General features: G+C 68.6%; 17 protein-coding genes. 7 read left to right on the top strand and 10 right to left on the bottom strand.

Annotated elements, in window-relative coordinates; translation table 11 throughout:
• Window positions 1-428: 428 nt before the first annotated feature.
• Window positions 429-1,508: a helix-turn-helix transcriptional regulator gene (locus AB0K35_RS02415; RefSeq protein ID WP_363883209.1), complete on the bottom strand. Its 1,080-nt coding sequence runs from the start codon at window positions 1,506-1,508 to the stop codon at window positions 429-431.
• A 110-nt stretch (window positions 1,509-1,618) separates the two neighbouring features.
• On the opposite strand from AB0K35_RS02415, the gene AB0K35_RS02410 reads away from it, so the two are divergent.
• Window positions 1,619-1,780 (top strand): hypothetical protein, encoded by a 162-nt coding sequence (locus tag AB0K35_RS02410; RefSeq protein WP_363883206.1) that lies wholly within the window; start codon window positions 1,619-1,621, stop codon window positions 1,778-1,780.
• Window positions 1,770-2,957: a helix-turn-helix domain-containing protein gene (locus AB0K35_RS02405; protein ID WP_363883203.1), complete on the top strand. Its 1,188-nt coding sequence runs from the start codon at window positions 1,770-1,772 to the stop codon at window positions 2,955-2,957. The genes AB0K35_RS02410 and AB0K35_RS02405 overlap by 11 nt, the downstream gene beginning before the upstream one ends.
• A gap of 245 nt (window positions 2,958-3,202) precedes the next feature.
• Here AB0K35_RS02405 and AB0K35_RS02400 read toward each other — a convergent pair whose 3' ends face one another.
• From AB0K35_RS02400 to AB0K35_RS02380, 5 genes are all read right to left on the bottom strand, one after another.
• The gene (locus tag AB0K35_RS02400) at window positions 3,203-3,991 is read right to left on the bottom strand and encodes a universal stress protein (RefSeq protein ID WP_363883200.1); all 789 of its coding nucleotides are present in this window, start codon (window positions 3,989-3,991) and stop codon (window positions 3,203-3,205) included.
• The gene (locus AB0K35_RS02395) at window positions 3,988-5,256 is read right to left on the bottom strand and encodes an FAD-dependent oxidoreductase (RefSeq protein WP_238667785.1); all 1,269 of its coding nucleotides are present in this window, start codon (window positions 5,254-5,256) and stop codon (window positions 3,988-3,990) included. The genes AB0K35_RS02400 and AB0K35_RS02395 overlap by 4 nt, the downstream gene beginning before the upstream one ends.
• Entirely contained in the window at window positions 5,253-5,711 is a 459-nt protein-coding gene (locus AB0K35_RS02390) for a cupin domain-containing protein (RefSeq protein ID WP_238667784.1), read from the bottom strand. Before AB0K35_RS02390 ends, AB0K35_RS02395 begins: the two co-directional genes overlap by 4 nt.
• A gap of 14 nt (window positions 5,712-5,725) precedes the next feature.
• Window positions 5,726-6,166 carry an STAS domain-containing protein gene (locus tag AB0K35_RS02385; protein ID WP_363883196.1) on the bottom strand — a complete coding sequence of 147 codons (441 nt, stop codon included), beginning with the start codon at window positions 6,164-6,166 and terminating at the stop codon, window positions 5,726-5,728.
• A gap of 69 nt (window positions 6,167-6,235) precedes the next feature.
• Window positions 6,236-6,556, bottom strand: a complete 321-nt coding sequence (locus tag AB0K35_RS02380) for a TraR/DksA C4-type zinc finger protein (protein WP_363883193.1) — start codon at window positions 6,554-6,556, stop codon at window positions 6,236-6,238.
• A 995-nt stretch (window positions 6,557-7,551) separates the two neighbouring features.
• On the opposite strand from AB0K35_RS02380, the gene AB0K35_RS02375 reads away from it, so the two are divergent.
• From AB0K35_RS02375 to AB0K35_RS02355, 5 genes are all read left to right on the top strand, one after another.
• Window positions 7,552-8,013, top strand: coding sequence for a DUF488 family protein (locus AB0K35_RS02375; protein WP_363883190.1), 462 nt, complete (start codon window positions 7,552-7,554; stop codon window positions 8,011-8,013).
• Window positions 8,010-9,023 (top strand): nitroreductase, encoded by a 1,014-nt coding sequence (locus AB0K35_RS02370; RefSeq protein WP_238667780.1) that lies wholly within the window; start codon window positions 8,010-8,012, stop codon window positions 9,021-9,023. The genes AB0K35_RS02375 and AB0K35_RS02370 overlap by 4 nt, the downstream gene beginning before the upstream one ends.
• A gap of 661 nt (window positions 9,024-9,684) precedes the next feature.
• Window positions 9,685-9,852 (top strand): universal stress protein, encoded by a 168-nt coding sequence (locus AB0K35_RS02365; protein ID WP_363883187.1) that lies wholly within the window; start codon window positions 9,685-9,687, stop codon window positions 9,850-9,852.
• 279 nt (window positions 9,853-10,131) lie between these two features.
• Window positions 10,132-10,422, top strand: a complete 291-nt coding sequence (locus tag AB0K35_RS02360; protein ID WP_363883184.1) for a DUF3040 domain-containing protein — start codon at window positions 10,132-10,134, stop codon at window positions 10,420-10,422.
• 376 nt (window positions 10,423-10,798) lie between these two features.
• The gene (locus AB0K35_RS02355) at window positions 10,799-11,137 is read left to right on the top strand and encodes a cupin domain-containing protein (protein WP_363883759.1); all 339 of its coding nucleotides are present in this window, start codon (window positions 10,799-10,801) and stop codon (window positions 11,135-11,137) included.
• 544 nt (window positions 11,138-11,681) lie between these two features.
• Here AB0K35_RS02355 and aceE read toward each other — a convergent pair.
• The 4 genes from aceE to AB0K35_RS02335 all read right to left on the bottom strand — a co-directional run bounded on the left by aceE (window position 11,682) and on the right by AB0K35_RS02335 (window position 16,576).
• Window positions 11,682-14,444, bottom strand: coding sequence for a pyruvate dehydrogenase (acetyl-transferring), homodimeric type (gene aceE / locus AB0K35_RS02350; protein WP_363883181.1), 2,763 nt, complete (start codon window positions 14,442-14,444; stop codon window positions 11,682-11,684).
• Between the two features lie 197 nt (window positions 14,445-14,641).
• Window positions 14,642-14,941, bottom strand: coding sequence for a hypothetical protein (locus AB0K35_RS02345; RefSeq protein WP_363883178.1), 300 nt, complete (start codon window positions 14,939-14,941; stop codon window positions 14,642-14,644).
• A 625-nt stretch (window positions 14,942-15,566) separates the two neighbouring features.
• The gene (locus tag AB0K35_RS02340; protein WP_363883175.1) at window positions 15,567-15,770 is read right to left on the bottom strand and encodes a hypothetical protein; all 204 of its coding nucleotides are present in this window, start codon (window positions 15,768-15,770) and stop codon (window positions 15,567-15,569) included.
• Complete coding sequence (locus tag AB0K35_RS02335) at window positions 15,767-16,576, bottom strand: CBS domain-containing protein (RefSeq protein ID WP_238667774.1); 810 nt, start codon at window positions 16,574-16,576, stop codon at window positions 15,767-15,769. The genes AB0K35_RS02340 and AB0K35_RS02335 overlap by 4 nt, the downstream gene beginning before the upstream one ends.
• Between the last annotated feature and the right edge of the window lie 96 nt (window positions 16,577-16,672).

Raw genomic sequence — 16,672 nt, 5'->3', positions numbered from 1 at the left:
AGTTGACCGCGACGCGGGCCGGTGGTGACGGCGTGGGGCACGCAGGGGGCACAAGACAACGTCAAACGTCGTCAACCAGTGGCCAACCGTGGCAGCGTGAGACTGCACGTACGCAGGCGTCAGCGGCTGTTGCCGCTGGTGGGCGTGCCGAGGGTCTTAGTTCCGCTTCAACGTCTGAACCTGAGCTGGGCGGCCAACTGGGTGACGACGGGCGCGAGCAACGCCGGACGTCCACGCATCCCCCGAGCGGGGGTCGGCCCGGGTCCCCTGCGAGATGGCTGTCGACAGAAACGCTGACAGCAACCGCGCCGGACGCGAACGCGCTAACGAGTGCGGGCATGGACGAAGCTTCGGGCGTGTAGCCGTTCCCAAACGGGCGCGGACGAGGTGCACAGAGCTTACAAACGGGGAGGCGTTTATTCGCTGGTTCAGCGTCGCTGCCTCGCGGCTCTCTCGATTTCGCGGAGGACGAGGCCGAGGGTTTGCGAGCGGCGGTTGGTCGGTAGTGCAGCCCATGCGAGTCGGGCGTGTGTCAGTCCGCTGGGTCCGTCGCCGGCTTTGGCCATCATGAGGGCGCGATGAAGTTCGATATGGGTGGCGAAGCGGGTCAGCGAGGCGGGCCGGAGACGGTCGGCGTCGATCTGGGCCTGCTCGCCGCGTCGGATGAGCCCGAGGCGAGCGTAGAGCATGGATCGGAAGGTCGCCATGCGCCAAGCGGGTACGGCGGCGTCGGAGATCTCGCCATCGGGTGAGGCCGTGCGCTCGAAGACACGTTGGGCGTTTTCATCTGCGGCGATGGCTGCGGCGGTGTCGCCTCGTCCGGCGGCGATGTGAGCGCGGGCCATCAGCGCTTGGACTTGGCCGAGTGACGGACGGTCGGACAAGCCAATCGCTTCGTCCGCGTAGCGCTGCGCGACGGGGAGTGCGGCGCCCTCGTAGGCCAGGGCGATGGCGGCTCGGCCGCGTACCCAGACGCGGACGGCGAGGTCGTTGGAGCGGTCGGCGGCGACGCGGGCGGTGTCGTACCAGCCGATGGCCTCGGTGGGATCCTTCGTCGTCTTTCCGTAGGTAGTCAGGGCGCGGGCTGCGGTGGCCCACATGATCGGGCTGTCGAGCTGCTGTTGCATGACGACGAGGTCGTTGGCCAGCCTGATCTGAAGGGAGTCCGCGCCGATCTCCATGTAATCGCGGCCGTACTGGTCGACGCGGTCACGCCAACGATCGACGCCGTCGCGGTGTCCGGCGAGCGCGGCGGTGAAGCCGTTACGGATCAAGTCGTTGGCAGCGATCGGGCCGATGGTGGCTGCGGCGAGGAGGTCTCTGCGTCTCACGTCGGCTTCTCCCAACGCTCGCGCATAGGCGAGCACAATGTCCGGCGTCGCGGTCCGACGTCCCGCTTCGACGTTGCTGAGATGCGAGGCCGAGTAGCAGGTACGGGCCGCGATGGAGGCCAGTGTCACGCCGGCCTCAAGCCGAGCCTGCCTCAATTGCGCACCGAGGTCATCCATCGGATCCCCTGTGAAAGGTCCTGAAAGCATCGAGGTGCTTCGAGCGTAGTCGCGCGGTCACCAGAGTAGATCCCACATGAGGCAGGAGCGGAAGCACTGCGGAGGCAGGGATGAGTGACAACGCCGCAGGCGACAGGACAGGCGAGCGGGTGCAGGCAGCGGAGCAGGAAGCAGCCAGGAAGCGGATTCTGGAGCAGGCCGAGGCGGACCGCATCCCGGTTGAGGAAACGACGCGGGCGGTGCCGGATCGGCGGTGGCGTCGTGACCGGTGATTCGGTCCCGATTGGCCGGCGCGTGGCCTACCTGCGAGCACGGCGCAAGCTGTCGCAGCAGTCGTTCGCGGATCGACTGGGGAAGTCCAAGAGTTGGGTGGACAAAGTCGAGCGCGGGGTGCGGTCCCTGGAGCGGGTTTCGACTATCCGGGAGGTCGCTGCGGTTCTTCGGGTCGACGCCGCGACACTGCTCGGACGGGACGCTCGATCCGTGGAGTTGGTCGAGCGCGCGGAAGGCGTCTTTAAGGTTCGGGCGGCCCTTTCCACGTACGGGATGACGAACAGCGGTCCGGATGCTTGCCGGGACGCATCACCTGATCAGTTGGGCCGGGCCGTCGGGCACGCGTGGACCACCTACCAGCACGTACGGTATCCGCAGCTGATCGAGCAACTGCCGGTGTTGTTGACAGGTGTTCAACGGCATCAAGCACAGGAGTCGGGCGCTGACCGTACGGCCGTGGTGGAGGCGTATCGGGTGACGGCGGCGCTGCTGGTCAAGCTGGACGAGGCAAGCCTCGCCTGGCTGGCTGCCGATCGGGCAATGTCCGCTGCCATCGGTGATCCGGTGCTACTGGCCTGTGCGGCGGTGCAACTCGGCCAGGTGCTGCGCGCGTCGGCGCGGTCGAGGTCGGTAATGCTGGCCGCTGCGTACCGGGTTGCGCCAGCCGATCAGAACGACGGCGCACCGCAGGAGCTGTCCCTGTGCGGGTCGCTGCTCGTGCAGGCTGCCCTGACAGCGGCTAGAGCGGGCAACGACCGCGACGCTGGTGGCCTGCTGAACGAGGCGACGGAGATGGCGATGCGGGTGGGCGATGGACACGACCACCATCACACCGCCTTCGGGCCCGTGGCCGTTGATCTGGCCCGCATCACCGCGGCAATCGAGCTGGGCGACGGGAAGCGCGCGGTTACGCAGCACGAGGAGGTCGTCGAACGAGAGGGATGGCGATGGCTGCCGCTCGAACATCGTGCTGCCTATCTCGTCGACGTCGCTCGCGCGTACCTTCAGATCGGCGACGTGACCACGGCGGCTCGGAGCCTGCTGCTGGTCGACAACCTCGCACCATCGGAGATACGGCACCGGCCGGCGGTGCGGCGTGTCGTCGCCGAGGTTGCCCGACGGGCAGACGCCCCTACGACGATCACCGACTTCGCCATTGGCCTCGGCCTGGTTTGAGCACCGATGCCCTCTAGGGGGTCAGAAGTACAGCAGCGAAGTACAGCAACGGTGCCAGCCGAACCGAGCCGAGAGGCACGCCAGCAGGCCGTCTCACCTCCCCATCAAGCCCGATCCGATCACGCTGCCGAGAGTTCACACCGAAGAGGTCACTGGGTCGGTACCAGCATCGCCCACTCTCAGTTTTTGCAGGTCAGAAGCCCGTTACCGGAGTCACGGGTAATGGGCTTTGCGGGATGTGCGGCTTACGTTGGGAGCAGATTGGGAGCAGCGCGGCTGGTTCTCGGTTCGGACGGCCATGGACCTGCCCGGCTGAGTGACCTGGCTTGCGGTCCCGAGCGGGCCTCCTGGTGCCGGGGATCGGACGCGGCGACCCGCGATGCGCCGGGTGCCGGGGCCGGGGGCCGCTGGTAGGTGTGGACCGCCACCACGCCTAAACCGTGCAGGGCGGCGTGGGCGAAGGCGAAGTCGACGGCCGGGCTCGACAGGTCCGAGTCGTCCACGCCAACCACCACCTGACCGGTTGCCGGTTCGGCTCGGGTGGGGCCATGGCCATCATCGCTGTCGCTGTCGCTGTCGCTGTCGCGGATGACGATGACCGGGCAGTCGGCGTGCGCGGCGGTCTGCACGCCGACGGATCCGAGGAGCAGGCCGGTGAACCCGCCGAGACCGCAGTGGCCGACGACCAGCAGGTCCGCGTCGTGGGAGGCGTCGATCAGCGCTGCTGCAGGCACGTCCGCCGGCAGGTCGGTACTGACGTCCAGTGTGAGTGTGGCGGCTCGGGCCCGACCGGCCGCGGCGGACAGGACCCGTTCGGCGGCGTACTGGAGTCCGGCGTCGGGTGGGCCCACCACGGGTGGGCCCACCACGGGTGAGCCCATCAGTTCGTTGGTCAGCGGCCATCGGAACGCGTGCACGATCCGCAGCGGGCGGTGCCGGGCGACGGCCTCCCGGGCGGCCCAGTCCAGGGCGTGCGCGCTGGGCGGAGAGCCGTCAATGCCTACGACGATCGCAGCGGCCGGGTTACTGGTCATGATCTGTTGCTCCTTCCGGCGGCGAACGGCTGTGCGTCGAGGGGTGTGACGTCGTCGAGGGCGATGCCGGGGTCGGCGAGCCGGGCGAGGTCGACCGGCTTCTTGCCGCGGATCAGATTCTGGATCTGAGGGGTGACGTCCCAGATATTGACGTTCATGCCGGCCATCACCCGGCCCCCGGCGGTCCAGAACGCAATGAACTCCCGCTTGGCGAGGTCGCCGCGCACCACGACGGTGTCGTACCCGCCGGGCGGGACGTAGCCGGTGTACTCCATGCCCAGGTCGTACTGGTCGGTATAGAAGTAGGGCAGCCGGTCGTAGACGACCTCGACGCCCAGCATGGACCGGGCGGCGGCCGGACCGGAGTGCAGCGCCGTGGCCCAGTGCTCGAGGCGCAGATGCGTGTCGTACAGCGGGTGGTAGGCGTTGGCGATGTCCCCGGCGGCATAGATACGCGGGTCGCTGCTGCGCAGCGCCTGGTCGACGACGACGCCGTTGTCGACTGCCAAACCGGCCCGTTCGGCGAAAGCCACGTTGGGACCGACGCCGACTCCGACGACGACCGCGTCGGCCGGCAGCTCGGTGCCGTCGCCCAGCAGTACCGCGGACACCCGGCCTTCGCCACGGAACTCCTGCACGGCGACACCGAAGCGGAACGTGACCCCGTGGTCGCGGTGCAGATCGGCGAAGACCCGGGCGATGCCAGGCCCCAGTAAGCGCAGCAGCGGCAATTCGGAGCGTTCCACGACGGTCACGGTGGCACCGCGCTGGCGGGCGGCGGCAGCGACTTCCAGCCCGATCCAGCCGGCACCCACCACCACCAGGTGGCCGCCGTCGACGAGCGCGACCGCGATCCGGTCGCTGTCGGGCAGGGTCCGCAACGGCAGCACCCCGTCGAGGTCGGCGCCGGGCACTTCTAAGCGGCGGGGGGTCGCACCGGTAGCCAGCAGCAGCGCGTCGTAGCCGATACGCTGACCCCCGGCCAGCTCAACCTGCCGGCCGGCCCGGTCGATCCCGGTCAGTCGGGTACCGGTGCGCAGGTCCACGGCGTGCTCGGCGTACCAGCCGGCCTCGTGCACGAACACCGACTCCCGGTCGGCCGTGCCCAGCAGCAGACCCTTGGACAGCGACGGCCGCTCATAGGGCTGTTCGGGCTCCTCCCCGAGCAACACGATCTCGCCGCCGAATCCGGTCTCGCGCAGCGTCTGCGCGGCCTTCGCCCCGGCCAACCCGGCCCCGACGATCACGAACACGCGTTGCTTCATCGAATTGTCTCCCTGCGATACGTCGTCGTGGCTAGCCATGGCTCGGGCAGAGATGCGTTCACGGGCCAGCGTCGGCGCCCGTGCTGGCGCTCGTACGAAGCGACCAGATGCGTGTCCACAGCGTCAGCCGGGATCGGTGTCGGACCTTCCGCGACGGTGAGCAGCACGACCGCGTCCTCCAGTGCGGTCACCGTGTGCCGGACGCCGGGCATGATCAGCAACTCTCCGGGGCGGCCGTCGGTCGTGTCATCGCCGACAGTGACCCGCACCCGGCCGCGCAGCACCTGCACGGTGGCAGCACCCAGGTTGTCGTGCTCGTCCAACCTCTGGCCACGAGCCATCGCAATCATCGTCTGGTCGAGCAGGTACGGACGTCCACCATCAACCGTGCGCATGCCACGGCCGTTCGGCGCAGTCAGCGCGTAGCTCAGCAGTCCATCGGCGAGTGCCGTCAACGACCACTTTTCCATCACCAACTCCTAGTCGTTCGCGAGGCAACACCGGCGGGCGACCGTGCCGCCGCTCCTCGCCGGTCGTCGCGGCGGCGCCCGGATCGTCGTGACCGCGTTGCTCGCGCAGGCACCGGTGCCGGCTGCGCGCGTCCGGTCAGGACGCCGAGGACACCGGTGAGCTCCAGGACCCGAAGCACCTGCCGCTGCGGGTTGACCACCGTGAAGCCGCATCGGCGACTGACGGCGGTGTTGCGGCCGGCCACCAGCGCTCCGATGCCAGCGCAGTCCAGAAACGTCACCCGGGCCAGGTCGACGACCACGTCTACGCGGTCCGGTGCAGACAGCGCGTCCTGAAGGGCGGACCCCAGCGTGCCGACGGCGCCCATATCAACCTCACCGGCAGGGACCAGCGTGACCACCCCGTCGTCGCGCTGATGTCGGACCAAGGAGAAACGCATGGAGGCCTCCGTTCGTATGCTGATGTCCTGTCGGGTCCGGTGCCGTGCAATGCGCGCCTACCGTCGGCGTCAGCCGGTCTGCGCGCGCTGGCACGGCATGCAAAACCGGGCATGCGGCAGGATCTCCAGTCGTTGCAGCGGAATGTCGGCGGTGCAGCGTTCGCAGGTGCCGTAGCTGCCCTCGGCCATACGCCGCAGCGCCTGGGCGGTGTCGGACACCGTCTGGCGGGCCGACGTGATCAGCGCGGCGAGCGCGTCGCGGTCATAGCCGCTGCGGCCCGGCTGCCGGCTGCGTAGGGTGAGTTCGGCGAGTTGGTCGGTGTTCCGCTGGAACTGCTCCTCCAGGTTGTCGCGAAGCAGTTCGATCGGATTCTGTACGGTGCTGGTCATCTCAATGGTCCTTTCCGCGGTCCGGATAACGGTGCGGATGGCCGACTACCCCCGCACGGAATAGCGTCTGGGCGCGGCGCCACCACGGTGTGGGTCATGCCTTTTGCGGGGATTACAGGCCTGTGATTGCGGGCGGTCGGCTCAGCGCTTCCAGGTCGCCGGCCGCGGCGTGACCGCCGTGCTCGACGCTCCACAGCCGGGCCTGGCCGCTGCGGTGATCGCCGTTCGGTGTCCGTATCGGATGCGATCGGCGACGCATCCCGGGGCACCCGGGCGGCGGAGCACCGTTCCCGGCGCGGCGCAAGCGTCGATACAGGGTCAGCATGTGACTCGTCACCGTTCGCCTCCTGGCTCGTTTTCCGGAACAACCCGTCGGGTCCAGCCTGGGCCTCCCCAAGCGGGATGGCACGGGGCCGCACCGGTCAACACTGGTGTGCCCGGTTGCCGACCGTCGGCAAGCACAGAGCCCTATTGCGCCGACCGCCGGAAGCGGCGCCCGCATTGATGTCGTTCACCATTTGCGGACCCTGTGCACACGTGAGGGCACGGTCGAGAGCCGCCGCCCAACAGTCGCAGCGGTACCTCGCAATGCCGGCGACTGCGACCGTCGAGGCGAGGTCAGCTGGTGGTGCACCGAGGCGGCCGGATCGTCGACCACCACTGCGGGCCGATGACACCTCGACGGCTGCAACCGCCGCACGGCGGACCGGACCCGAGCCCGATCATGGCGCGCTTCGTCGTGCGCCGGACGGACCCGATCCACACGGCGATGCGATCGGCGTCTGACCCCTGTCGCGGGGACGCCACGTAGTCCCACCGATGCCGGGGTCGGTACCCGGTCCCATCAATCCCGAGTTGCCGGGAACCGGCAATCTGGGACGGTCGTAGGTGCTGGCCAGATACCTGTCCAGCGACGCGCACGGCGCGAACATTGACGATGACACCACGCACCATGGCCGCGAACGGCCCCGCGCGACCCACTTCGAGGAGGACCCATGGAAAGGCAGGTAAGGCTCCGCCGGGTCTATGACGATCCGTCACCCGATGACGACGCTCGGGTGCTGGTGGACCGGGTATGGCCGCGCGCTCTGACCAAGGCAGCGGTCCACCTCGACGAATGGCCGGACATCGCTCCGTCCACGCAGCTGCGCCGCTGGTACGGCCACCAACCCGAGCGGTACAACGAATTTCGTCGCCGCTATCTAATCGAACTCCGCGAAGCGCAACCCGCAGCCATCGTCGACCGGCTCCGGAAACTGGCCCGCACCGGGCCCGTCACGATGCCGACTCCCACCAACGAGGTCGAACACAGCCAGGCGGCCGTCCTCATCGACCTTCTGCGCGAGACCCGAACAGCACACGACCCGGCACCCGACGCCGCCGGCACCGCGCGACCCGACCACCGCGTGACTGCCGGGCGTGCGCGGCATACAGACGCCCCGGAGGTCCGAGCATGAGACACCAGACGGCTGCCATCGATCGGCTCCCCGCCGTCGCGTTCGCCGACGCCGCTACCGCGGCCGGAGACGCCCCGTCGATCCTCAACACTCAACCGTGGCTGTGGCGGGTACACCCCCATCGACTGGACCTGTTCGCCAACCGCAGCCGCCAGCTGGCGGCCGGAGATCCTCAAGGCCGGCAGCTGATGCTCAGCTGCGGGGCCGCCCTGCACCACGCCCGGATCGCACTCGCCGCTGACGGTTGGGTGGCGCACGCGACCCGACTACCGGAAGCAAGCGATCCTGACCTCCTGGCCACGCTCGTGGTCAACGGCCGCGCTCCGGTGACGATGGAGGCGTTGCGCCTCGCGCACGTGATGCGCATCCGGCACACCGATCGGCGGCCCGTCAGCGAGCGGCCAATACCCGACGTCGCGCTGCATGCCATCGTGGCCGCGGCCCGCGCGGAAGGCAACCTGCATGTCCTCACCTCCGAGAACGTGGCGGACCTGGGTTCCGCGGCAGGCCGGGCCGCCGCGGTGGAAGCCGGCGACGCGCAGATCGCAGCGGAGCTGATGTACTGGACCGGCCGTGCCAGGCCGTCGGGCACCGGACTCCCCGCGAGCGTGCTGCCCGACCACGCCACGCAGACCACCGTGCCCAGCCGCGACTTCGGCCGGGCAGGGACGCTGCCGGTCGGCGCCGGCCACGACTGGGCCGCGGTCTATGCGCTGCTGTTCGGCGACGGTGACACACCGCAGGACTGGCTCCGCGCCGGAGAGGCGCTGTCCGCGGCCTGGTTGACCGCCACCACCATCGGCGTGTCAGTGGTACCGCTCAGCGGCGTCGTCGAGGTCGCCGGCACCTGGCACACACTGTGGCGCCTGCTCGCCGGACTCGGCCATCCCTACCTCGCCCTACGGCTGGGGATCGCAGACCCGGAACAGCACGGACCACCGGCGCGAACACCACGGCTTCCCCTCGCTGAGGTGGTCGACACCTCAGCGGTGCCGTCAGAGCATCTCTGACGCCAAACGCACAGAAACAACGGGCGATGCCGCGACGCCGCTGCGCGGCCACCTGGTGGCCTGGCCGTGTCGGTTCCGCGTGAAAACTGACCCCATGGTTCCGCCCCGGAACCTGCCCGGAACGGAGGGGTCAAGGTTGAGCCGGCGTTGACAACCCAGGGAATACAACCAGAGGGCCGCCCAAGCCGGGTGTCCTTCGTCGCTGCCGTGACGGCGTTGCTCGTGACCGGCAGATTTGGCCGTCAACGTGTCCGTCGCTGACCCTGTCAGCACACCGTCAACGAACCGATTGTTGCGGGAAGCGGCCGCGCGGTGGGCCGACATCAGGGGAACACGCCGCGCCGTCCCTGACCGCGGGTTGGCGGCGCCGGTCGTTGATCTGTCCACCGTAGGGTTGCCGTTCCGGGTCTTCGCCGAAGGGCCGGTTACAGCAACGACGTCAGCGGTGCGCTCTGCGCATCGTGCATGCCTTTGGCTGGACGGTGATCGGGCCGCCCTTCCACGCTCCGTACGATCAGCGCGATCAAGGACCCCGGGCGGCGATGCTGGACCTTGTTGGCCCAGACCGCACATGAAGTCCGCACCGATCACCCCACCTTGTCGGTGACCACTCGCCTGATCGACGGATCGCCTGGTGGGGTGCTGGTCGGCGTCTCACGCGATGCTCAGCTTCGCTCGCCGCACTTCGGCCAAGCAGCTGGTCGTCGGCTCGCCAGGCCTCAGGGGATTCCGATTCCGTGGGCTGGTGGTGGGCTCGACGTCGCGGAACGTGATCGAGTGGGCACCGTGCCTGGTGATGGTGGTCCTCGCGGCCCGCGACGTGGTTTGACGTCTTGCCGTAGTGCCGATGCGTCAGCCCAGCCCGGGTCGGCTGGCTATCGGCAGGGTGTGACCGACTGTTGCCGGAGTTCGGCAGGTCCGACTTTCTCAGTTTGCTGTTGTCGACCCTGTCGATGGAGCCGGTCAAGCCGGATGCTGTCAATTGACAAACGACCAATCGACGGCGGCGGGTCTTGTCCGCCGCCTGCACCGGGCGCAAAGGAGAACGCCACAAGGCCGGCTCCGCAGTAGGTCGTCGCGGACGGTCGCCAGTCGGAAAGGAGCAGGCATGCTCAGCGACGCAGAACAGCACAGGTTGACGGAGATCGAACGCGGACTGCGGTTGGAGGACCCCGAGTTCGCCGATCGATTCGGTCAGGTCATGCAGAGCCGCCCACACAAGTGGCGTGGCACGTCCGCACCCGGTTGGCTGATCACAGCCGCGCTGATCATGGCCTTGGCGGTGCTGATGACCAGCCTGGGAGTCGCGCTCATCGCGTTGGGTGTGGCCGGCGTGAGCGCGGCTATCTGGCTTACCGGCTACATCCGCTCGACAGATGATCGGCGGCCACCACCATAGCCCCCGGCCCGCTCACAGACCCTGCCAGTGCCCACGTCCTCGGACGATCCGAGCAGATTCGGGCGTCAGCGCCCGGCCCGCAACGGTGAATGCTGCGCCGCTTGACGCTTCTGCGCGACCCCGCGCCGCGAGGAGTTCGTCGCCACGGCCGGCGTCGGCTCCCCACCGATCGCCCGGACTGCTGGACGCCGGCGCGTCGCAGGAGTTGGCGCGGACTCGGCTCGGCGCGGCGCGCCATGCCGTCGACGACATCCAAGCCGCGCCGAGTCGTATGGCCCACGGTGGGCCTCGCCCATCACGGTCGACCGGCTCGACCCCTTTACCGAGCCGAGCCAGGCTTGTGCGTGGCTCACCTCAGCTCTATTGGAGCATCATGATGAATGTCTTGTCGTTGACCGCTTTGGCCGACGAGCACGTTGCCGCGGCTCGTGTCTCGTCGGCGGGCCGTAGCGCCCAAACGATCCACGGCCGACAGACACACGCGCTGCGCCAGACGGTACTCGCCCTGGTGGCAGGCCAGGCGCTCGGCGAGCACGAAAGCCCTAACGAGGCAACGCTGCAGGTGCTGGCCGGGCGGGTACGTCTGAGCGTCGGCGACGACTCCTGGGAAGCGGCCACGGGTGATTATGTGGTCATCCCGCCGGCCCGCCATGACCTGGCCGCGATCGACGACTCCGCGGTGTTGCTGAGCGTTGTCACGGACGCCCGGGGATGACTGCGTCATCCGAACCGGCAGGGCCTACACCTAACAACGCGCTGGCGGACAATGGAGCGACAGGTCGCTGTCCGAGCCGCGGCGCGGTCCACCCACGAACCCGGCAACCGTCCTGAGCGCGATCGGCATCTGTTCTGTCGTGCTCGGTGGTCTGGTCGCTGCGGTCACCGGACCACTCGGCCTGCCTCACGGCAGCTGGCTCGCGGCCTATCTTGTGCTGGTCGGTGGAGTGACGCAATGCGCCATGAGGCCCGGCTCCGGCGACACGATGTGATAGAGCCGTGCCGCAGCTGGTCACAGGTCGGCTGCTGGAACCTGGGCAATGCCGTGGTGATCGGTGGAACCCTGGCCGGTGAACTCCTGGTCCTCGCGTTGGCGATCGCGTTCCGCGCCCCTTCGGGTGCTCTTGGAAGGCTTCGCAGGCCCAGCCGTCCGGCGTGCTGCCGGTCTGCATGAACTCCAATTCGGCGGCGGCCTGCGCGGTGAGGTCGGGTTCGGCGCGGGGGCAAGACGGTCGGCGACAACAGCTGGTTCGGTCTCGTCTCTACTCGGCGGAGTGTTCGGTGTTGTCGGGGGTGGCCGCGTGGATCTCGTTCAGCCGGTAAAGCGCGATCGCCTTGTTCGGCGCGGACTCGTCGATTTCTGCACGGTCGGCGAGTTGGGTGAGTACGCGCAGGACGATGCCGGGTGCGTCGACGTGGAAGTGGCGGCGCAGCGCCTGGCGGGTGTCGGAGTGTCCGAAGCCGTCGGTGCCCAGTGAGGACCAGGTGCCGGGCACGAAGGGTGCTATTTGGTCGGGGACGGCCCGCATCCAGTCGGACACGGCGGTGACCGGGCCCGGCGCCGCGGCGAGGCGGCTGGTGATGTAAGGGGTTTTGCGTGGTTGGCCGGGGTGGGTCAAATTCCAGGCGTCGGCGGCGAGCGCTTCGCGGCGCAGTTCCGTCCAGGAGGTCACCGACCAGACGTCGGCGGCGACGCCCCAGTCGTCGTGCAGCAGCTGTTGTGCCTGCAGCGCCCACTGCATGGCAATGCCGGAGGCGAGGATTTGTGCCCGTGGCCCGTCCATCTCGGCGGTGGGCTTGTACAGGTGCATGCCGGCCAGGATGCCGTCGACGTCGACGTCGACGTCGACGTCGGTCGGCTGGGCGGGCTGGGTGATGGGTTCGTTGTACAGGGTGAGGTAGTAGAAGACGTTGGGGTCCTCGCCGTCGCGGGTTTCGCCGTACATGCGGCGCAGGCCGTCGCGGGTGATGTAGCCGAGTTCGAACGCGAACGCGGCGTCGTAGGCGACGCAGGCGGGGTTGGTGGCGGCCAGCAGCAGCGAGTGCCCGTCTTGGTGTTGGAGGCCCTCGCCGTTGAGGGTGGTCCTGCCGGCGGTGGCGCCGAGTAGGAAGCCACGGGTCATCTGGTCGGCGGCCGCCCACAAGCCGTCGCCGGTGCGTTGGAACCCGAACATGGAGTAGAAGATGTAGATCGGGATCATCGGTTCGGCGTGGGTGGCGTAGGCGGTGCCGGCCGCGGTCCAGGATGCCGTGGCTCCGGCTTCGGTGATGCCCTCGTGCAGCAGGACGCCCTTGGTGTCTTCCTGGTAGCTGAGCATGAGTTCCCGGTCCACGGACAGGTAGCGCTGTCCGTGTGGGGAGTAAATCTTCTTGGACGGGAACAGGGCATCCAGCCCGAATGTGCGGGCCTCGTCCGGGATGATCGGCACGAACCGGTGCCCGATGTGCGGGTCTTTCATCAGGTCTTTGAGCAGCCGCACGAACGCCATCGTCGTGGCTACCTGCTGCCGGCCGGAGCCGCGGGCGGCGATCGCGTACGCCGTGGTGGCTGGTAGAGCCAGTGGCCGGTTTGGCACGGTCCGGGCCGGCAGGTATCCGCCCAAGGCGCTGCGTCGTTCGTGCAGGTAGTCCAGCTCCGGCGACCCGTCCGACGGTCGGTAATAGGGCGGCAGGGTGTCGTCGAGGGCCGCGTCGGGGATGTCGAGGTGCAGCCGATCCCGGAAGCCCTTGAGGTCCTCAAGGGTGAGCTTTTTCATCTGGTGGGTGGCGTTGCGACCCTCGAAGTGCGACCCGAGCGTCCACCCTTTGATCGTCTTCGCGAGGATGACGGTTGGCTGACCGGTGTGGGCAACGGCGGCCTGGTAGGCCGCGTACAGCTTGCGGTAGTCGTGGCCGCCGCGGGTGAGTCCCCAGATCTGATCGTCGGATAGCTCCGCGACCATCGCTGCGGTACGCGGGTCGCGGCCGAAGAAGTGCTCCCGAACGAACGCCCCGGATTCGGCCTTGTAGGTCTGGTAGTCGCCGTCCGAGGTGACGTTCACGAGGTTGACCAGCGCGCCGTCGGTGTCGGCGGCCAGCAGCGGGTCCCACTGCCGGCCCCAGACCACCTTGATGACGTACCAGCCGGCGCCGCGGAAGAACGCCTCCAACTCTTGAATGATCTTTCCGTTGCCGCGGACCGGGCCGTCGAGGCGCTGCAGGTTGCAGTTGATGATGAAGGTGAGGTTGTCCAGTTCCTCGCGGGCGGCCACGCTGATCGCGCCGAGCGCTTCGATTTCGTCCATCTCGCCGTCGCCGAGGAACGCCCACACTCGCTGCTGGCTGGTGTCGGTGATACCGCGGTGGTGCAGGTAGCGGTTGAACCGGGCCTGGTAGATGGCGTTGATCGCGCCGAGGCCCATCGAGACGGTCGGGAACTGCCAGAAGTGCGGCATCACCCGCGGGTGCGGGTAGGACGGCAGGCCACCGCCGGGATGCGACAGCTCCTGACGGAACCCGTCGAGCTGGTGTTCGGTCAGCCGGCCCTCGAGGAAGGCTCGCGCGTAGATGCCCGGGGAGGCGTGACCCTGGAAGTAGATCTGGTCGCCGCCGCCCTCCGCGGCCAGGCCGCGGAAGAAGTGGTTGAACCCGACCTCGTACAGCGACGCGGCCGAGGCGTAGGTGGAGATGTGTCCGCCCACCCCGATCCCGGGTCGCTGCGCCCGGTGCACCATGATCGCGGCGTTCCATCTGATGTAGGCGCGGATGCGCCGTTCGATGTCTTCGTCGCCGGGAAACGGTGGCTCCAGAGCGGGCGGGATGGTGTTGAGGTAGTCGGTGCTGTGCAGGCCGGGCACGCCGACGTGCTGTTCGCGAGCCCGTTGCAGCATGCTGAGCATCAGGTACCGCGCCCGATTGGTGCCCGCGTGCTCCACGACCGCGTCGAGCGACTCCCGCCACTCCTGGGTTTCGGCCGGGTCCAGGTCAAGCAGCTGGCTGGGCAGCCCGTCGCTGATCAGCGGCTGCCGGTGGATTTCTGCGGTCATGGTGTAGGCCCTTTCTCACAGCGCTGGCGTAGTACCGGATAGCGCGCCGCTCACACCGGACGCGAAAGCTGGCGTTGGTTGCTCCGACGAGACAGGGGGTCGTCGTTCGGTTCGAGCAGGACCGAGCCGACGGGTCGCCGGATCGTGCGGGCCGCGTTCGGTTCGCTGGCCGACGGACTCGGCGTCGGCTAACGGACTCATGGCATCAGCCGCAGGGCGAGCAGGATCCCGAATGTGGGCAGGAGCAGGACTTTCGCGCGCTCGGCGGCAATGTAGGCGAGGTGCAGGTGCGATCGCGGTGGGTCGTAGCCTTGGATGAGCTGCTGGGCGCGACGGTCCAAGCGGGGGCGCACCACCGCTACCTGAACAACCAACAGCGTCCAAAGGGCAATCAACACCGTCGTCGGGACGCCCTCGACGGTGGACCTGCCGGCCGTGCTCGTGAGCACCACCAGCGTGAGCGTGGCGGCGAGAGCGAGTTCCGCGGCGTTGAGCACCCGGAAGACCAGCCAGTCGATGCCGAGCCCGGCTGAGCGCCAGGACGTAGAAATGGCCGCCCGTGCTCAACAGCGACAGCAGTGGCCGAACCACGAACCGATCGCCGACGGTCACCAGTTCGGGCAACCGCAACGGAACCCCCAGGTGACGGGGACCGTCGGGCCTGAGGAATACGGCCAGGCCGTCGCTGGGCTGGTCCCACAGCCCGACCAGGTTGAGGATCCGATGTCCTGGCTCGAGCAGCGTCTCGATCTGCGCGGTGGGCATGCCGTCGGCGCGCAGCGCGTGGTGCGCGTGTTTGAGCTGGTTCTTCAGCCGGATACGGTTGCGCTCGGTTTGCGGCCCGCTGCGGTGGGTCGGCAGGAAGATGGAGGTCCGTGTGCCGCCGCGCTGGTCGGCCACCCGGAGCAGGTCGTGCTCGTTGAGGATGTCCATGCTCACCTCGTATCCGAATTCGTGTGGGACGCCGCTGGGCCGATCACATCCCCGAGGCGATGCCGGCGTCCGGTGTCGCCGGACGACCGCTGCCGCGAGGCGTTCCGGGTGGGGGCCTGTGTGCGCCGTCCCCGCGGGCTGCGGGATCCGCACTGTCACTTCCCCTCGGCGTCGGCGTCGGCGTCGCTGTCACCAGTTGGCTGGCGGGTCGCTGGCCGGGAAGGAATCCCGGCCCCACTCATCGACGATGTCGCCGGTGAAGCCGTCGGCGTCCGGCGGACGCCCGGGCGTATCCGGTGCCCGGTCGCGTAGGTCGACGATCGTGCCGTTGCGTCCCCCTGTGGAGACGATGGCATCGGCGCCGGGAGCGGAGCCCGCCAGCGGCATGATCATTGCGGGGCCGCCGATCGGGTCGCGGTCTGTTCGTCGTAGTTGCCGGTGCGGGCTGCGGGTGCCCGGCTGGCTGACCAGGTGGGAGTGCGCCCGATCCACCAGCCGAGTAGGGGGTCACGTTCGGCCGCCTGGCGCGCTGGAGGGGCCGCGACGGTGTCGTCGACGTCAAAGGTGAGTTCGTCGACGACGTTGGTGACGCCGGGGACCGCCTCGGTCAGCTGTGCGGCGGCGACGGCGGTCGACTTGCGTGCGGTGTTCCCCGTGAGGGTGACGACACCGTCGTCGACGGTGGCCTGGACAGCTCCCGGCGGGATCATCAGTGGACGGCGCAGGACCCGGTCGATCACCTCGTCATGGATGACAGCGTCGAGCCGGGCGTGGACCTTCAGCAGGTCCGACCGGGTGATGATGCCGCGTAGCCGGTTGTCGCCGTCGACGACCAGCAGTCGGCCGACCTCGCTGCGGTACATCATCCGGGCGGCCGCCGGCAGCGACGCGTCGGCTGCGATGGTCAGCGTCGGGCCGCTCATCACCTCCACGGCGGTGCCGTCCGGCCATTGCACCAGCGGCGGCGCCCACCGGCACCACCAACTGACATGCGGCTTACCGTCCGCCGCGGCGATGTCGATCTTGTCGCGCAGGTCAGTCCAGGAGACCACGCCCAGCACGGCGTCAAACCTGTCGACGATCGGCACGGCGGTGATCTGCTGTTCGGTGAGCATGGCAACGATCTCTGCGACCGACGCGTCGTCGGGGACGGTGATCACCTCCGTGGTCATCACATCGCGTACTCGCCACTGCGGCATGGTGCTCCTTTCCTGTCGCCGCCGATCTCGGGGGAGGCCCGGCGGCGCACCCGGATCGGTGGTGACGATTGGTGTCGGCACGGGGATGGTGTCGTC

This window comes from Micromonospora sp. NPDC053740, assembly GCF_040677775.1.
Classification (GTDB): domain Bacteria; phylum Actinomycetota; class Actinomycetes; order Mycobacteriales; family Micromonosporaceae; genus Micromonospora; species Micromonospora alfalfae.
The sequence above is the reverse complement of the archived record's forward strand: the minus strand, read 5'-3'. Positions and strand labels throughout refer to the sequence as shown.